At 70.3% G+C, this 17,838-nt stretch carries 17 protein-coding genes and 1 rRNA gene; 15 read left to right on the top strand and 3 right to left on the bottom strand.

Annotated features, from left to right (window positions below; translation table 11 throughout):
• Positions 1 to 166 precede the first annotated feature (166 nt).
• The 9 genes from rrf (at position 167) to K377_RS39275 (ending at position 7,340) form a co-directional block, all read left to right on the top strand.
• Positions 167 to 283, top strand: a 5S ribosomal RNA gene (rrf, locus tag K377_RS39315).
• Positions 284 to 353: 70 nt separating this feature from the next.
• A complete protein-coding gene (locus K377_RS39310) occupies positions 354 to 998 on the top strand; it encodes an HAD family phosphatase (protein WP_111668450.1) in 645 nt (214 codons plus the stop codon).
• A 118-nt stretch (positions 999 to 1,116) separates the two neighbouring features.
• Positions 1,117 to 2,325: an MFS transporter gene (locus K377_RS39305; protein ID WP_202454988.1), complete on the top strand. Its 1,209-nt coding sequence runs from the start codon at positions 1,117 to 1,119 to the stop codon at positions 2,323 to 2,325.
• The gene (locus tag K377_RS39300) at positions 2,276 to 3,457 is read left to right on the top strand and encodes an acetoin utilization protein AcuC (RefSeq protein WP_111668455.1); all 1,182 of its coding nucleotides are present in this window, start codon (positions 2,276 to 2,278) and stop codon (positions 3,455 to 3,457) included. Before K377_RS39305 ends, K377_RS39300 begins: the two co-directional genes overlap by 50 nt.
• A 127-nt stretch (positions 3,458 to 3,584) precedes the next feature.
• Positions 3,585 to 4,400: a phosphatase gene (locus K377_RS39295; protein WP_111668449.1), complete on the top strand. Its 816-nt coding sequence runs from the start codon at positions 3,585 to 3,587 to the stop codon at positions 4,398 to 4,400.
• 129 nt (positions 4,401 to 4,529) lie between these two features.
• Positions 4,530 to 4,742: a helix-turn-helix domain-containing protein gene (locus tag K377_RS39290; RefSeq protein WP_158689180.1), complete on the top strand. Its 213-nt coding sequence runs from the start codon at positions 4,530 to 4,532 to the stop codon at positions 4,740 to 4,742.
• Positions 4,743 to 4,892: 150 nt separating this feature from the next.
• Positions 4,893 to 4,991: a 30S ribosomal protein bS22 gene (locus K377_RS39285; protein WP_003948845.1), complete on the top strand. Its 99-nt coding sequence runs from the start codon at positions 4,893 to 4,895 to the stop codon at positions 4,989 to 4,991.
• A 214-nt stretch (positions 4,992 to 5,205) separates the two neighbouring features.
• Positions 5,206 to 6,279 (top strand): NAD-dependent epimerase/dehydratase family protein, encoded by a 1,074-nt coding sequence (locus K377_RS39280; protein WP_111668448.1) that lies wholly within the window; start codon positions 5,206 to 5,208, stop codon positions 6,277 to 6,279.
• Between the two features lie 14 nt (positions 6,280 to 6,293).
• On the top strand, positions 6,294 to 7,340 hold the full coding sequence (locus tag K377_RS39275; RefSeq protein WP_111668447.1) for a lysophospholipid acyltransferase family protein: 1,047 nt from the start codon (positions 6,294 to 6,296) through the stop codon (positions 7,338 to 7,340).
• A 58-nt stretch (positions 7,341 to 7,398) separates the two neighbouring features.
• Here the strand turns inward: K377_RS39275 and K377_RS39270 are convergent, their stop codons facing one another.
• The 3 genes from K377_RS39270 to K377_RS39260 form a co-directional block, all read right to left on the bottom strand.
• Complete coding sequence (locus K377_RS39270) at positions 7,399 to 8,619, bottom strand: DUF5667 domain-containing protein (protein WP_111668446.1); 1,221 nt, start codon at positions 8,617 to 8,619, stop codon at positions 7,399 to 7,401.
• 236 nt (positions 8,620 to 8,855) lie between these two features.
• On the bottom strand, positions 8,856 to 9,644 hold the full coding sequence (locus K377_RS39265) for an ECF subfamily RNA polymerase sigma factor, BldN family (protein WP_111668445.1): 789 nt from the start codon (positions 9,642 to 9,644) through the stop codon (positions 8,856 to 8,858).
• A gap of 314 nt (positions 9,645 to 9,958) precedes the next feature.
• On the bottom strand, positions 9,959 to 10,915 hold the full coding sequence (locus K377_RS39260; RefSeq protein ID WP_111668444.1) for an HAD family phosphatase: 957 nt from the start codon (positions 10,913 to 10,915) through the stop codon (positions 9,959 to 9,961).
• A 108-nt stretch (positions 10,916 to 11,023) separates the two neighbouring features.
• On the opposite strand from K377_RS39260, the gene K377_RS39255 reads away from it, so the two are divergent.
• The 6 genes from K377_RS39255 to hemB all read left to right on the top strand — a co-directional run bounded on the left by K377_RS39255 (position 11,024) and on the right by hemB (position 17,827).
• A complete protein-coding gene (locus K377_RS39255; RefSeq protein ID WP_375606001.1) occupies positions 11,024 to 11,311 on the top strand; it encodes a glutaredoxin family protein in 288 nt (95 codons plus the stop codon).
• A gap of 320 nt (positions 11,312 to 11,631) precedes the next feature.
• A complete protein-coding gene (locus K377_RS39250) occupies positions 11,632 to 12,438 on the top strand; it encodes a redox-sensing transcriptional repressor Rex (protein ID WP_111668443.1) in 807 nt (268 codons plus the stop codon).
• On the top strand, positions 12,435 to 14,090 hold the full coding sequence (locus tag K377_RS39245) for a glutamyl-tRNA reductase (RefSeq protein ID WP_111668442.1): 1,656 nt from the start codon (positions 12,435 to 12,437) through the stop codon (positions 14,088 to 14,090). The genes K377_RS39250 and K377_RS39245 overlap by 4 nt, the downstream gene beginning before the upstream one ends.
• Positions 14,087 to 15,049: a hydroxymethylbilane synthase gene (gene hemC / locus K377_RS39240; RefSeq protein ID WP_111668441.1), complete on the top strand. Its 963-nt coding sequence runs from the start codon at positions 14,087 to 14,089 to the stop codon at positions 15,047 to 15,049. Before K377_RS39245 ends, hemC begins: the two co-directional genes overlap by 4 nt.
• On the top strand, positions 15,046 to 16,725 hold the full coding sequence (locus K377_RS39235; RefSeq protein ID WP_111668440.1) for a uroporphyrinogen-III synthase: 1,680 nt from the start codon (positions 15,046 to 15,048) through the stop codon (positions 16,723 to 16,725). The genes hemC and K377_RS39235 overlap by 4 nt, the downstream gene beginning before the upstream one ends.
• 112 nt (positions 16,726 to 16,837) lie before the next feature.
• Entirely contained in the window at positions 16,838 to 17,827 is a 990-nt protein-coding gene (gene hemB, locus K377_RS39230; RefSeq protein WP_111668439.1) for a porphobilinogen synthase, read from the top strand.
• Positions 17,828 to 17,838: the final 11 nt, after the last annotated feature.

Raw genomic sequence — 17,838 nt, 5'->3', positions numbered from 1 at the left:
CTGGGTTGATAGGCCGGATCTGGAAGCACCGTGAGGTGTGGAGGTGACCGGTACTAATAGGCCGAGGGCTTGTCCTCAGTTGCTCGCGTCCACTGTGTTGGTTCTGAAACCACGAACAACCCCATGCCATGGTCACGGCGTGGTGCGGTTGTCAGTTTCATAGTGTTTCGGTGGTCATAGCGTGAGGGAAACGCCCGGTTACATTCCGAACCCGGAAGCTAAGCCTTACAGCGCCGATGGTACTGCAGGGGGGACCCTGTGGGAGAGTAGGACGCCGCCGAACAAATTTTGAGAAAGCCCCCGTGCCATTGGCACGGGGGCTTTCTGCGTTTACGGGGTCGTAAAGTCGTCGTATGCGCTACGAACTGGTCATCTTCGACAACGACGGTGTGCTCGTCGACAGTGAGCCCCTCTCCAATACGCTGCTGGCCGGCTATCTCACCGAGCTCGGGCACCCGACCTCGTACGAGGACTCCCTGCGCGACTACATGGGCGCCGCCCTGCACCGCGTACACGACCTGGTTTTCGAGCGGAGCGGGGAGCGGCTGCCCGCTGACTTCGACGATGTTTTTCACGGGCGGGTCTTCGCCGCGTTCGAGCGGGAGTTGCAGCCCGTGCCCGGAGTCGTGGAGGTGCTGGAGAAGCTGACCTCCGACGGGGTGCCGTACTGCGTGGCCTCTTCGGGGAGTCATGAGCGGATTCGGGTCGGGCATCGGACCACCGGGCTCGATCGGTGGTTCGGGGAGGGGCGCGTCTTCAGTTCCGAGGATGTCGGGCGGGGGAAGCCGGCGCCTGATCTCTTCGAGTACGCGGCCCGGCGGATGGGCGTCGCACCGGAGAAGTGCGTGGTGGTCGAGGACAGTCCGCTCGGGGTGCAGGCGGCCGTCGCCGCCGGGATGGACGTGTACGGGTTCACCGCCATGACGCCGGCCGAGCGGCTCAAGGACGCCGACGGTCTCTTCGGCGATATGCGTGAATTGGTCGGGCTCCTGGGCTGAGCTGCCGAACTGGGGGACCGTCCACGGGAATTGGGTGCTTGATCTATCTACCCAGCGGTAGGCCGGGCGCATACGCTGAGCCGCCATGACCGATGGGAACGCAGGCATAACAGGCGCGATGCGATGGGGCCGAAGAGCGCTCGGATTCAGCTTCTTCGCCCAAGGGGTGGCGTTCGCGCTCCTCGTGACCCGGATTCCCGCCATTCAGGACCAGTACGGGATTTCGGACGGGCTGCTTCCCGTCTTTCTCGCCGCCGTGCCGATCCTCGCCGGGGTCAGCAGCGTCGGCACCGAGCAGCTCGTCAAGCGGGTGCGGCCGAGCCGCGTACTGCGGTGGGCGCAGCCCGTGGTGCTCCTCGCGCTGCTCGGCGTCGGGGCCGGGGACACCCTGGTGGAGGTCGCCGTCGCGCTCGCCGCGTTCGGCCTCGCCGTGGGCGCGCTCGACGCGTCGATGAACATGCTCGGCGTCAGCCTGCAACGCGCGTACGGGCGCAGCATCATGCTCGGGTTCCACGCCGTGTACAGCCTGGGCGGCATCGTGGGTGCGTCGCTCGCGTGGGCCGGGGCGCACTGGGAGCTGTCGCTGTTCGTGTCCTATCTGCCGGTCGCCGCCGTGCTGGTGCCGCTCTGTCTTCTCGGCAGCCGGTGGTACGTCGACGCGCGCGCCGCTGCCGTCGTGGAGGACCAGGTCGGGCAGGCGGCGGGCGGTGGGGTCGTTTTCAGGATGCTGCTGCCGCTGTGCCTGGTGATGGCGTTCGCGTACATCGGGGACTCGACCGTCTCCAACTGGAGCGCGAAGTACCTTCAGGACGTGCTGGGGAGCTCGGAGCAGCTGTCCACGGTTCCGTACAACGTCTACATGGTGATGACCCTCGTGGGGCGGGCCGTGGGCGATGTGGGTGTGCGGCGGTTCGGGGCCGTGGCCGTCGTGCGGCTCGGGACCGTGATCGCGGCTGCCGGGTTCGGTGTGGTGGCCGTGGCGCCCGGGCCGTGGGTCGGGATGCTCGGGTTCACGCTGCTCGGGCTCGGGCTGTGTGTGATCGTGCCGCAGACCTTCGCGGCGGCCGGGCGGATGTTTCCCGGGGCCTCCGACGCCGCGATCGCGCGGCTCAATATCTTCAACTACGTTGGTTTTCTGGTGGGTTCGCCGCTCGTGGGCGCTTTGGGCGATGCGTGGAGCTATCGCGGGGCGATGCTCGTCCCGATGGCGTTGGTGCTGGTGACGCTGGTGTACGCCCCTTCGTTCGGGAAGGGCGGTGACCGATACGGTGGCGGGCATGAGCGGCCGCGTGCAGTTGATGTGGGACCCGGCGGTAGCGGGGTATGACTTCGGGCCCGGGCATCCGATGGACCCGGTCCGCCTTGAGCTGACCCGCAGCCTGGTGGGGGCCTTCGGGCTCGACCGGGCCGGGGACGTGGAGGTCGTGGCCGCGGCCAGAGCCGGTGAGTCCACGCTCCAGCTCGTGCACCGCGAGGACTACGTGGAGGCGGTCAAGGCCGCCTCCCTGGATCCGGCCGCCGCTGATCCCTCGTACGGGCTCGGCACCACCGACGATCCGGCCTTCGCCGGGATGCACGAGGTGTCCGCGCTGATCGCCGGGCAGTCCGTGGGCGCCGCGGAGGCCGTGTGGCGCGGGGAGGCCCTGCACGGGGTGAACTTCGCCGGCGGGCTGCACCACGCGATGCCGGGCGGCGCGTCGGGGTTCTGCGTCTACAACGACGCGGCGCTGGCCATCGCGCGACTCCTGGAGCTGGGCGTCGAGCGCGTCGCGTACGTCGATGTGGACGTGCATCACGGGGACGGGGTGCAGGCCGCGTTCTGGGAGGACCCGCGCGTGCTGACCGTCTCGCTGCACGAGCATCCCCGGACGCTGTTCCCGCAGACCGGGTGGCCCGAGGAGACCGGGGCCGACGGGGCCGCCGAGGGGTCCGCCGTGAATGTCGCGCTGCCGGCCGGGACCGGGGACGCCGGGTGGCTGCGGGCGTTCCACGCCGTGGTGCCGGAGCTGCTCGCCGAGTTCCGGCCGCAGGTCCTCGTTACCCAGCACGGGGCCGATACGCACTTCGAGGATCCGCTCGCCCATCTCGCCGTGTCGCTCGACGCGCAGCGGGCCGTGCAGGTCGCCTGTCATGAGCTGGCGCACACGTACGCGGACGGGAAGTGGGTCGCGCTCGGAGGCGGCGGGTATGCCGTCGTCGATGTCGTGCCGCGGTCCTGGACGCATCTGGTGGCCGTCGCCGCCGGGCGGGACATCGATGCCGAGACCGTGATTCCCGAGTCGTGGCGGCAGGAAGTCTTCGCTCGTACGCGGCAGTTGGCGCCTGCCCGGATGACCGATGGGCGGTGGCCTGTGGTGTTCCGGGGGTGGGAGGAGGGGTACGACCCCGCCGATCGGCTGGATCAGGCGATTCTTGCTACGCGGAAGGCCGCGTTTCCCTTGCGGGGGTTGCTGGCTTAGCTGGGCTGTGGCGGGGGAGATTGCGGCGGGCAGCGGCAGATTGCCCACGGCTCATGGGTTACTCCCTCTGTGGGGTGTTTTGGGGTTTTGGGGGTGCTCCGGGCGTCAATGGGCCAGCATCGCAAAGGTGTTGAGCACCGGCGCCCTTCGTGCGCATCTGTTGGCGGCTCGGCTTGCCGGGCCCGTGGCGACCTCCCGCGAGGAGAGTCTGCGCAGTTACCGGCTCTTCGAGGCGCGGGACCCGCGTGTGCTGCTCGGGCTCGATCCCGAGTGGGCCTGGGGGCAGCGGGATCTGCTCGCCCTCATGGCCGACAAATGCGGGGTCTCGCCGGATCCGGGACACACCTCGGGGTACGACATCATCGATCCGGAACGTACGCTGGCGGCGCTGGACGCCTTCGGCGACCGCCTCGGCAGGGCCGCCGACGCGCGGTCTCCCGTGCTCATCGGGACGGGACACCCGCACCGACTGCTCGGCTTCTACGCCTCCCTGGCGAGTGCCCTGTCGGCGGCCGGCTGTCCCGTTCTCACTCCCGCGCAGGGTCTCAGTGTCGACATAACGACCCGGTTTGGTCTACGTACCTACAACCTTGACTACGTACGAGGCGTCGCGCTGGTGCGGGAACCGGACGCGTGGCCGCCCGGAAGTGAGACCGGCGCGCACACGCACTCCCCCCTCCCGGTTCGTACCGCTCTGACCGCTCTGGCGGAGGCCGGGCAACCGCTTCCAGAGCTTGTCGTGGGGGACCACGGATGGGTCTGCGGTGCAGGTCAGTTGGGGTTCGACGCCATCGGCCTGGCCGATACGGATGATCCGGCCCTGTTCGTCGGTGAGGCCGAGGGGCAGGTGTCCGTCGTCGTTCCGCTTGATGACGCTGTGCGGTCTGATTACTACCGACCGCTTACTCGCTATGTACTCAATCGAGCGTGTCTGTCACAGTAGGCGGCCGATCGCTGCTCCTCTTCCCCACTCGCACCACACGCCCCTACATTGGGGAGTGAGCACGCAACGACGTTGAGTCACCGGAAGGGGAAGCCGGTGGCCGTCGAGTGCGGAAGGTTCAGGTGTGACATGGCTGCTGGTGAGAGTAGGCCTCTGAACGAGGTGCAGTTCCTGACCGTGGCGGAAGTCGCCTCGGTCATGCGAGTGTCCAAGATGACCGTGTACCGGCTGGTGCACAGCGGTCATCTGCCCGCGATCCGGGTCGGGCGGAGTTTCCGCGTCCCGGAGCAAGCGGTTCACGAGTACCTCCGCGAGTCCTATGTGGGGGTGGATGCGGGCTGATCCGTAGCCGGCGAAGCCCTCGATTTCTGGCTCGGCACTCGGGCGGGGTAGGCTGGCCCCCCGTAGGTCGTGTGGGCCCCAATGCAGCCCCGCACCGAGTGATGGTCCCCGCTTTCGCGGGGCTTGTCCGAGAAGTGAGCGAGGGTAGTCGTGGGCTCTGTTATCAAGAAGCGCCGTAAGCGGATGGCGAAGAAGAAGCACCGCAAGCTGCTGAAGCGCACCCGCGTGCAGCGTCGCAACAAGAAGTAAGCGACTGCTGCGTCAAGCGCGTCATCTGTGGCCCTTTCACCGTTCGGTGGGAGGGCCACAGTGCGTTGGGCCGGCCCGCGATGTACGTACGGCTGTGGCTGTCGTCACTTCATGCATCGCCCGGTCATCACAGCGCAACATCGAACCGCTAACGTGAGGCGCGAGCAGTGATTGCGGAGCGCGGCGGGGCTGCGACGGAAGGTAGGCGCTGATCTTGGGCAAGGTCGTGCTCGTGACCGGGGCGGCCCGGCAGCTGGGGGGCCGGTTCGTGCGGCGCATCCAGCGGGACCCGGACGTGGACCGGGTGATCGCGGTGGACGCCGTGCCGCCCGCGCACCATCTGGGCGGAGCGGATTTCCTCCAGGCCGACATCCGGCAGCCGGCGATCGGGCGGGTGCTCGCCGAGCACTCCGTGGACACCGTCGTGCACATGGACGTCACCGGGACCCCGCTGGCCAGCGGTGGCCGCGGCTCGGTCAAGGAGACCAACGTCATCGGCACGATGCAGCTGCTCGGTGCCTGTCAGAAGTCGCCCAGCGTGCGGCGGCTCGTGGTGAAGTCCAGTACGAACGTGTACGGGTCCGCGCCCCGCGACCCGGCCGTCTTCACCGAGACGACGCCGCCCAAGTCGCTGCCGAGCGGCGGGTTCGCCAAGGACACCGTCGAGGTCGAGGGATATGTGCGCGGGTTCGCCCGGCGCCGGCCCGATGTCGCCGTGTGCGTGCTCCGGTTCGCCAACATCCTCGGGCCGACGGCCGATTCGCCGCTCGCCCAGTACTTCGCGCTGCCCGTCCTGCCGACCGTGTTCGGGTACGACCCGCGGCTGCAGTTCGTGCACGAGGACGATGTGATCGAGGTGCTGCGCATCGCCTCGCACGAGCCGCGCCGCTCCACCCTGAACAGCGGGACCTTCAACATCGCCGGGGACGGGGTGCTGCTGCTCTCGCAGTGCTCGCGCCGACTCGGCCGGCCGACCGTGCCCGTCCTGCTGCCGGCCGTGACCTGGGTGGGCGGCGCGCTGCGTACGCTGGGTGCCACGGACTTCTCGCCCGAGCAGATCCGGTTGCTCACGCACGGGCGGGTGGTGTCGACGGCCCAGATGCGGGACACCCTGGGGTTCCGGCCCGCGTACACGACCGCGGAGACCTTCGCGGACTTCGTACGCGGCCGGGGGCCCGGGCTGCTGCCACCCCAGGCCCTGGCGTCAGCCGTGGACAGGGTGGCCGCGCTGCCCTTCCTGGGCGGTGCCCGTACGCCGAGCCGGCCCCCGACGCAGAGCGCCAACTGAGGAGCGCATCAACGATGGCTGATGCCAAGGTCATTCCGTTCGACGACGACAGGTCGCGGGGGGCGACCGGCAAGGCTGCCGCACGCCGCAGGGGGCCGGGCGGCCGGCGCCGGGCCGAGCAGCCCGCTGCCGTACGCGAGATGGCGGCCGTACCCGTGCAGGAGCAGCCTCCGGCGCCGGACGCCGAGGTGCCCGGGACCGGCCCGGCTGCGGAGCAGCGGGGCGGCTGGGACCGGAAGATCGCGGGTGGGCTCGCCTTTCTGCGGCGCCGGATCACCGGCGATTACGACGTCGACGAGTTCGGCTACGACAAGGAGCTCACCGACCAGGTCCTGATGTCGCTGCTGCGGCCGATCGCGGAGAAGTACTTCCGGGTCGAGGTGAAGGGCATCGAGAACATCCCGTCCGAGGGCGGGGCGCTGATCGTCTCGAACCATTCGGGGACGCTGCCGCTGGACGGCCTGATGATGCAGGTCGCCGTGCACGACAACCACCCCGAGGGCCGCCATCTGCGGCTGCTCGCCGCCGACCTGGTCTTCATGCTCCCGGTCGTCAACGAGCTGGCCCGCAAGGCCGGGCACACCCTGGCCTGCGCGGAGGATGCCCAGCGGCTGCTGGAGGGCGGGGAGCTGGTCGGGGTCATGCCGGAGGGCTTCAAGGGCATCGGCAAGCCGTTCAGCGAGCGGTACAAGCTCCAGCGGTTCGGCCGCGGCGGCTTCGTCTCGACCGCGCTGCGCGCCGGGACGCCGATCGTGCCGTGCTCGATCGTCGGGGCCGAGGAGATCTACCCGATGGTCGGCAACGCCAAGACTCTGGCCCGGGTGCTGGGTTTCCCGTACTTCCCGATCACGCCGACGTTCCCGTGGCTGGGGCCGCTCGGGGCGGTGCCGCTGCCGACGAAGTGGACGATCCAGTTCGGCGAGCCGATCCCGACGGACGGGTATCCGCCGGAGGCGGCGGAGGATCCGATGCTGATGTTCAATCTGACGGACCAGGTGCGTGAGCAGATCCAGCACACGCTCTACAAGTTGCTGGTGCAGCGGCGGTCGGTGTTTTTCTGAGAGACATACGTCAGGGCCCGGGGTGGTGTTCCCCGGGCCCTGACGCATGCGCGTGCTGCTAGCCGGCGTCCTCGCTGTCGATGCCCAGGCCGGGGAGCAGGCCCGGGAGGAGCGGGGGCAGGGTCACGTCCGGCTTGGCCGGGCCCGTGGTGCTGTCGCCGGTCTTGCCCTCGGACGGGGTCGGGGTCGACTCGTCCTTCGGGGGGTCGAGCAGGCCGCCCGTGGTCTCGCCGAGCAGGCCGTCGTCCTTGCCGCTGCTGGAGCTGGACGGCTTGGGCTTGGCCGAGGACGAGTGGCGGTCGTGGCCCGTGGTGCCGGACGGCGCCGAGTGCTCGGTGCCGGGGGTGTCCGTGGCGGTGCCGCTGCCCCGGTCCGTACCGCCCTTGCTGCCCTGACCGGGAGGCTGGGGCAGCAGGGAACGCAGCGGTTCGACCTCTTCGTCTATGGCGGCGAAGACCGAACTCACCTGGTCGCGTACGTCGCCGAGCTGGACCGGCAGCTTGTCGCTGAGGGCGGACCAGCTCTTGCGGTGCGACTCGGCGAAGGCGGAGAGCGCCTGGATCGGCCCCAGGGAGCCGTCCCGCTTGTAGGCCGCGCTGAGCAGCTTGTGGCCCTCCGACGCGTCGTACTGCATGCCGGACAGGGCGCGGCGGACCTCGCCGAGGGACTCGTGGTCGAGGTGTCCGGTGCGGCCGCGGTCCATCAGCCGACGGGCCTCGTTGAGCCGCGTGGACGCCTGGTCCAGGTAGATCTGGCCGCGGTCGGAGTCACCGTCCGCCATGCCCAGCTTGAGGTCCTCCATGCCGCGCTTGAGGCCGTAGAGGTGGTCGCCGGGCAGGGCGCTCGAACTGGCGGCCGCCACGCCGCCGAACGCGCCCGCGGCCACACCGACCGTGAGCCCGCCCGCGGCGATGCCCTTGGTGAGGCGGGAGCGGGGCCGCAGCTTCCGCAACGGGCTGGCGCGATGTGCGCCCTTGGCCTTCGCCGACCGCTGTTCGGGAACGGCTGGGCCTGGGGCCCCTTCCGCGAACATGGCCTCCATGGCGGCAACGAGCTGGGCTCGCTGCACCACCTTGACCTCGGGGTCGAGCTCCGGTTTCGGCAGTTCGCCGAGGCCTTCGGTCAGGGTCAGAAGTCTGCCCTGCTCGGACTGCTCGGACAGGGCGACCGGGGCGGCCGGTTCTTCCGGCTGCTGCGCCACCGCGTCCTGGGCGGACTCGTCCTCCAGGGCCTGGGCGAAGGCGTTCGCCCGCCGGTGTGCCGAGACATGTGCGATCACTGGCGGCACCTCCTCTCGTCATGACGGTCGACTCCCCAGGTGGTCCTGGGGTTGCACACCGGAAGAGTTTGCACACGATCGAGTGAGTGAAACCGGTCCGGATGTGACCACAGGGAGCCTGCATCCCGCACAACGATCGGCGCGGCACTTGGGTTACGGACCGACGGATGATCCGACCGCGATCGCATCTCTCTTTCACAGAAGGTGAGTTGGAGGATGCGGATCGTGACGGTCGGTCAGCGTACGTCGTCCGGGAGGAGCCGGGCGAGGGTGCGGACGGCCCGGTACTGGAGGGTCTTGATCGCGCCCTCGTTCTTCCCCATGACGCGGGCGGTCTCGGCGACGGAGAGACCCTGGAGGAAGCGCAGCGTCACGCACTCCTGCTGCTGCGGGTTCAGCCGGCGCACGGCTTCGAGCAGTGCCGCGTTCGAGAGGGACTCCAGGACCGAGTCCTCGGGGGAGCGCTCCACCTCGTTCGCGTCCAGCATCTCGCCTGTCGTGACCTCCAGGCGGAAACGGCTGGACTTGAAGTGGTCGGCCACCAGATTGCGGGCGATCGTGACCAGCCAGGCGCCGAAGTCGCGGCCCTGCCAGGTGAAGGTGCCGATCCGGCGCAGCGCGCGCAGGAAGGTCTCACTGGTGAGGTCCTCGGCCGTCGCCTTCCCGCCCACGCGGTAGTAGATGTACCGGTACACGGTGTCGCTGTACTGGTCGTAGAGGCGCCCGAACGCGTCGGCCTCACCGCCCTGGGCGCGCTCGACCAGGTCCATCATGCGCGCGCTGTCGCTGTCCGCGGCGGGACGGCGGGCCGTGGAAGTGCCGGACGTGCCGGCGGCGCCGGAGCGCGCCCGTCTGCCCGCCGTGGCGGCGCCGCTGTCGGCCATGGCGAAGCACGGGCGGGCGGGCGCAGGGACGGCGAGGGCGGGGACGGCGTACGCGGTGGGGACGAAGCCGCGCAGCCGGTCGACGACCGTTGCGCGCAGCGTAGCCAGGCCCGAGGCGTCAACCCCGACGTGTTGAAACACGGGACTCCCAGAGGCAGAGCTTCCATCACGTGCAGTACCGGACCGTTCACTCGTCGTACTGACGAGTGGGTGCCGGAATGCGTCTGAGGAGAATAACGCTTCGTGCAGGGAGCGCTACACCCAGTTGCTCAAATCACCGATTACGTCACTTCTGTAGCTGATCGACGATGGTTCAAGTACCGGAGAGTGACCACTTGTTGATCGGATTAGGTCATCTTCCGGCAGCGGTCGTGACGCGTTGTGGCCGAGTGGTATCCGCGTGACTGGCCCCGCCCGGTGCCGGGTAAGACGTTCGGAATGCGCTCCGGGGAGGGTCAGCGGCGGCGGCGCTGCAGGGCGATGACGGCCGCCGTGCCGCCCGCCACGGCGCCCACGCCGGCCGCAGCCGGGATGCCGACCTTGGCCGCCTTGCGGCCGGTGCGGTAGTCGCGCAGCCGCCAGTCCCGCTCCTTGGCGTACGTACGGAGCTTGGCGTCCGGGTTGATCGCGTACGGGTGCCCGACGAGGGAGAGCATCGGGATGTCGTTGTGGGAGTCGCTGTACGCGGCGCAGCGGCCCAGCTCCAGGCCCTCGGCGGCGGCGAGGGCGCGGACGGCCTCGGCCTTCGCGGGGCCGTGCAGCGGCTCACCGACGAGCCGGCCCGTGTAGACCCCGCCGATCGACTCGGCGACCGTGCCGAGGGCGCCGGTCAGGCCCAGGCGGCGGGCGATCACCGTGGCGATCTCCACCGGGGCGGCCGTGACCAGCCACACCTTCTGCCCGGCGTCCAGGTGGGCCTGGGCGAGGGCGCGGGTGCCGGGCCAGATGCGCTCGGCCATGTACTCGTCGTAGATCTCCTCGCCGATGGACATCAGCTCGGCGACGCGGTGGCCCTTGACGATGGACAGGGCGCTGTTCTGCGCGTCCTGCATGTGCTCGGGATCCTCGATCCCGGCGATCCTGAACCACGCCTGCTGCCAGGCGAACCGGGTCAGCTCGCGGCGCTGGAAGAACTTCCGCTTGTACAGGCCGCGGCCGAAGTGGAAGATCGCGGCGCCCTGCATCACGGTGTTGTCCAGGTCGAAGAAGGCCGCGGCCTTGTCGTCGCCGGCGACCGGGAAGTCGGGGGCGGACTCCTCGGCCCGTTCCTCCTCGCCCGGCGGTGCCTGGCCTTCGAGGTCCTCCAGCTCCAGCGAGGACTTGCGCGCGGCCTCCGCCGAAGCCTCGCCTGCCAGCACGCTCCGCGCGGTGGCGGAGCGCCTACGGGGTGTGAGCCATCCGAGAGCGGCCATGCGGTGAGCATAGCCAGTTTGTTCGGTGGTTCCGGAGTCGAGCGGATTTCGGGAAGCTGTCGCTCTGTGAAATCCAGGCGTCGTGAGGGGTCCGGAGGTGGGGCCAGAATGGCCGGTATGAGTCCCATCTTTCGCCGGAGCGAGAAGAAGAATCCAGCCGACCGGGTGGTCACGCTGATCGGGAAGCCCGGGTGCCATCTGTGCGACGACGCACAGGAGGTGATCGAGAAGGTCTGCGCCGAGGTCGGAGCGTCCTGGGAGAAGAAGGACATCACCGAGGACGCGGAACTGCACCGCTTGTACTGGGAGCAGATCCCGGTCGTCCTCGTGGACGGGGCGCAGCACGACTTCTGGCGCGTGAAGGAGGAGCGGCTGCGGCGGGCGCTCACGGGATGAGGGGCCGCACAGTCGTCGCACACGTCACTGACCGACGAGTCCAAACAGGCTGAAAAGTCGCTTAGGATCGAGGGCGGTTTTGGTCTCGGGGGCGTGGATCGTAAGGAGTGTGTGCGGTTTTGCCCCCATCAGGTAAGCAACGAAGCTGCCTGCGCGCCGGTTCCACCAGAGCGCGCGGGGGGCGCGTGACCCCGGTCACGTTGGCCGGGCAAATCGGACACCATCTTTGTGCACGCGTTCACAAAGACATAGCCTGCATTCGACGGGGCGGTCTGGGAACGAACGGCCGCCTGCAGCCCCGCTCTACCCGCAGGAGCACCGTGGCAACTGGCCGAACTCACCGACCGGCGACCCGCAGCCGAGGAATTCCCGAGGCCACCGTCGCCAGGCTTCCGCTGTACCTCCGCGCGCTGACCGCACTGTCGGAGCGCTCGGTACCCACGGTCTCCTCCGAGGAGCTCGCGGCCGCGGCGGGGGTCAACTCCGCGAAGCTGCGCAAGGATTTCTCGTACCTCGGTTCGTACGGGACCCGTGGTGTCGGCTACGACGTCGAGTATCTCGTGTACCAGATCTCCCGCGAACTGGGCCTCACCCAGGACTGGCCGGTTGTGATCGTCGGTATCGGTAACCTCGGTGCGGCGCTGGCCAATTACGGCGGGTTCGCCTCCCGTGGGTTCCGGGTCGCCGCGCTGATAGACGCCGACCCCGCGATGGCCGGAAAGCCGGTCGCCGGGATGGCCGTGCGGCACACCGACGAGCTCGAGAAGATCATCGACGACAACGGCGTCTCCATCGGCGTCATCGCGACCCCGGCCGGTGCCGCGCAGCAGGTCTGCGACCGCCTGGTCGCCGCCGGTGTCACCTCCATCCTGAACTTCGCGCCCACCGTGCTGTCCGTGCCGGACGGCGTCGACGTGCGCAAGGTCGACCTCTCCATCGAGCTGCAGATCCTCGCCTTCCACGAGCAGCGCAAGGCCGGCGAGGGCGCCGCCGACGGGGAGAGCCCCGCCGAGGGCGCCGTCGGCGTCGAGGGCCCGGCCGCCAAGGTCACCAAGCCCGCCGCGCAGTCGGCCGAGAAGAACCGCAAGGGACCCGACGGGGACGTGCCCGCCGTGATGCCGGCATGAGCCTCCTCGTCGTCGGACTGAGCCACCGCAGCGCCCCGGTCAGCGTTCTGGAGCGGGCCGCGCTGCACGCGGACACCCAGGCCAAGCTGCTCCAGGACACCCTCGCCGCCGAACCGGCCGCCGAGGCCGCGGTGCTCGCCACCTGCAACCGCATCGAGCTGTACGCGGACGTGGACAAGTTCCACGCCGGTGTCGCCGAGCTGTCGACGCTGCTCGCGCAGCACAGCGGTGTGGGGCTCGACGAGCTCACTCCCTATCTGTACGTGCACTACGAGGACCGGGCGGTGCACCACCTGTTCTCGGTGGCGTGCGGGCTCGACTCGATGGTCGTGGGCGAGGGCCAGATCCTCGGCCAGATCAAGGACACCCTGGCGCGCGCCCAGGAGCTGCACTCCGCGGGCAAGCTCCTCAACGATCTCTTCCAGCAGGCGCTGCGGGTCGGCAAGCGGGCCCACTCGGAGACCGGCATCGACCGCGCCGGTCAGTCGCTCGTCACCTTCGGCCTCGAACAGCTCGCGCTGGCGCGGCCGGTGGAGGACTGGGCGGCCGGGAAGCGCGCCCTGGTCATCGGCGCCGGGTCGATGTCCTCGCTGGCCGCCGCCACGCTCGCGCGGGCAGGGGTCGCCGAGGTCGTCGTCGCCAACCGCACCGCCGAGCGGGCCGACCGGCTCGTCGAGATCCTCCAGGAGGGCGGGGCCGCCGCCCGGGCCGTCGCGATGAGCGCGGTGGCGGACGAACTGACACGTGCCGACGTCGCCATCTCCTGCACCGGCGCCACCGGCCTGGTGCTGACCGCCGACGCGGTGCGCGCGGCCGTCGCCGGACGCACCCCCACCGCGGGCGCCGAGGTGCCCGCCCCCACGACGTCCGGCAGCGGCAAGGCCGGCCCCGACGCCTGTCCGGTCGAGGTGGTCCGCGGCGGGTTCTCCGTCGAGGGCGAGGCCGCCGTCGCCGGGTTCGACGCCGCCGAGCTGGAGCAGCACGGCGCCTGGGTGGACAACGCTCCGGGCCGCCGGACGCAGGCCCCCGAGGCCTCGGAGGCGGACGCCATCGCGGCGCTGGCCGCCGTGGGCCGCGTACCGGAGATGCGGCGCGAGCGGACTCCCGGGCCCGTGCGCGATGTCGCCCTGGCCCTGCTCGACCTGGCGATGCCGCGGGACATTGATGCCGCCGCGCACCGCATCGACGGGGTCCGCCTCGTCGACATCGAGTCGCTCGCCGACGCCTCGGCCGACGCCCCCATGGCGGCCGACGTGGACCAGGTGCGGGCGCTGGTGGCCGAGGAGGTCACCGCGTTCGGCGCCGCGCAGCGCGCGGCGACCATCACGCCGACGGTCATCGCGCTGCGCACCATGGCCGCGGACGTCGTGGCCAGTGAGATCGCGCGGCTCGACGGGCGGCTGCCCGGCCTCGACGGCAAGCAGCGCGCGGAGATCACCCAGACCGTGCGGCGCGTGGTGGACAAGCTCCTCCACGCACCGACCGTGCGGGTCAAGCAGCTCGCGGCCGAGCCCGGTGGCGCCGGGTACGCGGACGCGCTGCGCACCCTTTTCGACCTGGACCAGGAGACGGTCGACTCCGTCTCCCGGGCAACCCCCCAAGACCGTGAATCCGCAACCGGCACGGCAGGCAAGAATCGAGGCCCGGCATGACCGCCGAGAGGGCACTGCGGCTGGGCACCCGGCGCAGCAAGCTCGCCATGTCCCAGTCGGGGCATGTAGCCGAAGCCGTACGGCAGTTGACCGGCCGCGAGGTCGAGCTGGTCGAGATCACGACGTACGGCGACACGTCCCGTGAGCACCTCGCGCAGATCGGCGGCACCGGCGTCTTCGTGACGGCGCTGCGCGACGCGCTGGAGCGCGGTGAGGTGGACTTCGCCGTGCACTCGCTCAAGGACCTGCCGACCGCGCAGCCCGAGGGTCTTGTGCTGGCGGCGCTGCCGCAGCGCGAGGACCCGCGCGACGTGCTCATAGCCCGGGACGGCCTGACGTTCACCGAGCTGCCGGCCGGGGCGCGCGTGGGCACCGGTTCGCCGCGCCGGATGGCGCAGCTGAACGCGTACGCACGCAGCCACGGCATGCGCATCGAGACCGTGCCGATCCGCGGGAACATCGACACCCGCATCGGTTACGTCGAGAAGGGTGAGCTGGACGCCGTCGTGCTGGCGGCCGCCGGGCTCAACCGCATCGGTCGGAGCGCGGAGGTCAGCGACTTCCTCTCCACCGACATCGTCCTGCCCGCCCCCGGACAGGGGGCTCTGGCAGTCGAGTGCACCGTGAACAACGGTGAACTCGTCGCCGCGCTCGGAGAACTCGACGACCCGTTCACCCGGGCCGCCGTGACCGCCGAGCGGTCCCTGCTCGCCGCCCTGGAGGCCGGCTGCAGCGCACCTGTGGGTGCGCTGGCCGACCTGCTGGCCGACGGGCAGATTGCCAAGGAAATGCGCCTGCGCGGCGTCGTCGGCACCACCGACGGCTCCGAGCTGGTGCAGCTGACCACCACCGGTCCCGTGCCCTCGTCGGAGGACGAGGCGCTGGCGCTCGGGCGGGAACTCGCCGCCGAGATGCTGGCCAAGGGTGCGGCCGGTCTGATGGGGGAGCGAGCACTTTGAGCCCCACCACCGCTGAATCGACCGCCTGTGCACCTGGGCACGTCACCTTCCTGGGTGCCGGTCCCGGTGATCCAGGACTGCTGACCCTACGGGCCGTGGAAGCCCTGACCCGAGCGGATGTGCTGATCGCCGAGCCCGAAGTGCTCGACGTCGTGCGTACGCATGCCAGGGCAGGCGTGACCGTCCTCGACTCGACGGGCGCGCCGGCGCAGACGGGCCTCGCTGACGAGGCGTCAACTGCCGTCGCGGTCCCGGCTCTGAGGGACTGGGCCAATCTTGTCATGGAGGCCGCGCGGGGCGGCAAGCGGGTCGTGCGTGCGGTCACGGGGGACCCCGGGCTCGACACGTACGCGGCCGAGGAGATGCTCGCGTGCGCCGCGCAGGGCATCGGCTTCGAGGTCGTCCCGGGCATCGCCGCGGCCGTGGGTGTGCCCGCGTACGCCGGTGTGCCGCTGCGGGACGCCGAGGGCACCGACGTCCGGTTCGTGGACGCCCGTACCGCCTCGGACCGCTGCTGGACCGAGGTCGGCGCGTCCGACTGCACGGTCGTGGTGTCGACGACGCTCGACTCGGTGGCCGCGGCCGCCGGTGAGCTGGTCGCCGCGGGCCGCAAGCCCGACACCCCGCTGTCGGTGACGGTCGCGGGGACGACGACGCGGCAGAAGACGTGGTCCGCCACGCTCGGCACCATCGCGCAGACCTTCAAGCAGGCCAAGGTGCTGCCGTCGCCGGAGGGCAACCGGCCGGTGATAGCCGTGGTCGGGGAGCGCAGTGCCACCGCCCAGCGCGACCAGCTGTCCTGGTTCGAGTCGAAGCCGCTGTTCGGCTGGCGGGTGCTCGTGCCCCGGACCAAGGAGCAGGCGGCGTCGCTCTCCGACCAGCTCCGCTCCTACGGCGCGGTGCCGCACGAGGTCCCGACGATCGCCGTCGAGCCGCCGCGCACCCCGCAGCAGATGGAGCGCGCGGTCAAGGGCCTGGTCACCGGCCGCTACGAGTGGATCGCCTTCACGTCGGTCAACGCCGTGAAGGCCGTACGCGAGAAGTTCGAGGAGTACGGGCTCGACGCCCGCGCCTTCGCCGGGATCAAGGTCGCCGCAGTCGGCGAGCAGACGGCGAACGCGCTGATCGCGTTCGGCGTGAAGCCCGACCTGGTGCCCAGCGGTGAGCAGTCGGCCGCCGGTCTCCTGGAGGACTGGCCGCCGTACGACCCGGTCTTCGACCCGATCGACCGGGTCTTCCTGCCGCGCGCCGACATCGCGACCGAGACGCTGGTCGCCGGTCTGATCGAGCTGGGCTGGGAGGTCGACGACGTCACCGCGTACCGGACCGTGCGCGCCTCGCCGCCCCCCGCCGAGACGCGTGAGGCGATCAAGGGCGGTGGCTTCGACGCGGTGCTGTTCACGTCGTCGTCCACCGTGCGGAACCTGGTGGGTATCGCGGGCAAGCCGCACAACGTGACGGTCATCGCCTGCATCGGTCCGGCCACCGCCAAGACGGCCGAGGAGCACGGGCTGCGGGTGGACGTGATGGCTCCCGAGCCGTCCGTCACCAAGCTGGCCGCCGCGCTGGCCGACTTCGGTGCCCGGCGCCGGCTCGCCGCCATCGAGGCCGGTGACCCGGTGACCCGGCCGAGCGAGCGGAGGCCGGGGGCGCGCAGGCGCCGCGCGGCGCCGTAGGACAGAGGTGAGGGGCGGGTTTCCCGGTGCTGTGCCGGGGGCCCGCCCCGCTTCGTTTTCATGAGTACGTGTTGGTACGTAGAAGTACGTGTAGGTACGAGGTGACAGTGCAGTGACTCGGTACGGCTCTTTCCCCGGTTCCCGGCCCCGGCGGCTGCGGACGACTCCCGTGATGCGGCGCATGGTCGCCGAGAACCGGCTGCATCCGGCCGACCTGATCCTGCCCGCGTTCGTGCGCGAGGGGATCGACGCGCCGCAGGAGATCGGTTCGATGCCGGGCGTGTACCAGCACACCCGTGACTCCCTGAAGAAGGCGGCGGCCGAGGCCGTCGAGGCGGGCGTCTCCGCGATCATGCTGTTCGGTGTGCCGCTGGACGAGAAGAAGGACGCGGCGGGCACCGTCGGCACCGACGCCGACGGGATTCTCCAGGTCGCGCTGCGCGATGTGCGGGCCGAGGTGGGCGACGACCTCATCGTCATGTCCGACCTGTGCCTGGACGAGTTCACCGACCACGGGCACTGCGGCGTCCTCGACGAGCAGGGCCGGGTCGACAACGACGCGACCCTTGAGCGGTACGCCGAGATGGCGCAGGTGCAGGCCGACGCGGGCGCGCACGTGGTCGGCCCGAGCGGCATGATGGACGGTCAGATCGGCGTCATCCGCGACGCGTTGGACCAGATCGGGCGCGAGGACGTGGGCGTGCTCGCGTACTCGGTGAAGTACTCCTCCGCCTTCTTCGGCCCGTTCCGCGAGGCCGTGGCGTCGTCGCTCCAGGGCGACCGCAAGACGTACCAGCAGGACCCGGCCAACGCCCGGGAGTCGCTGCGGGAGCTGGCGCTCGACCTGGAGGAGGGCGCCGACATGGTGATGGTCAAGCCGGCCGGGCCCTACCTGGACATCCTGGCGAAGGTCGCAGAGGCGTCGGACGTGCCGGTCGCCGCGTACCAGATCAGTGGTGAGTACGCGATGATCGAGGCGGCGGCGCAGCGCGGCTGGATCGACCGGGACCAGGCGATCATGGAGTCGCTGACCGGGATCAAGCGCGCGGGCGCGAGCATGATTCTCACGTACTGGGCGACCGAGGTGGCGCGGAAGCTGTAGGACCGGTGCCC

The sequence above is a fragment of the Streptomyces sp. PsTaAH-137 genome, from assembly GCF_003259365.1.
GTDB lineage: Bacteria > Actinomycetota > Actinomycetes > Streptomycetales > Streptomycetaceae > Streptomyces.
The sequence above is the reverse complement of the archived record's forward strand: the minus strand, read 5'-3'. Positions and strand labels throughout refer to the sequence as shown.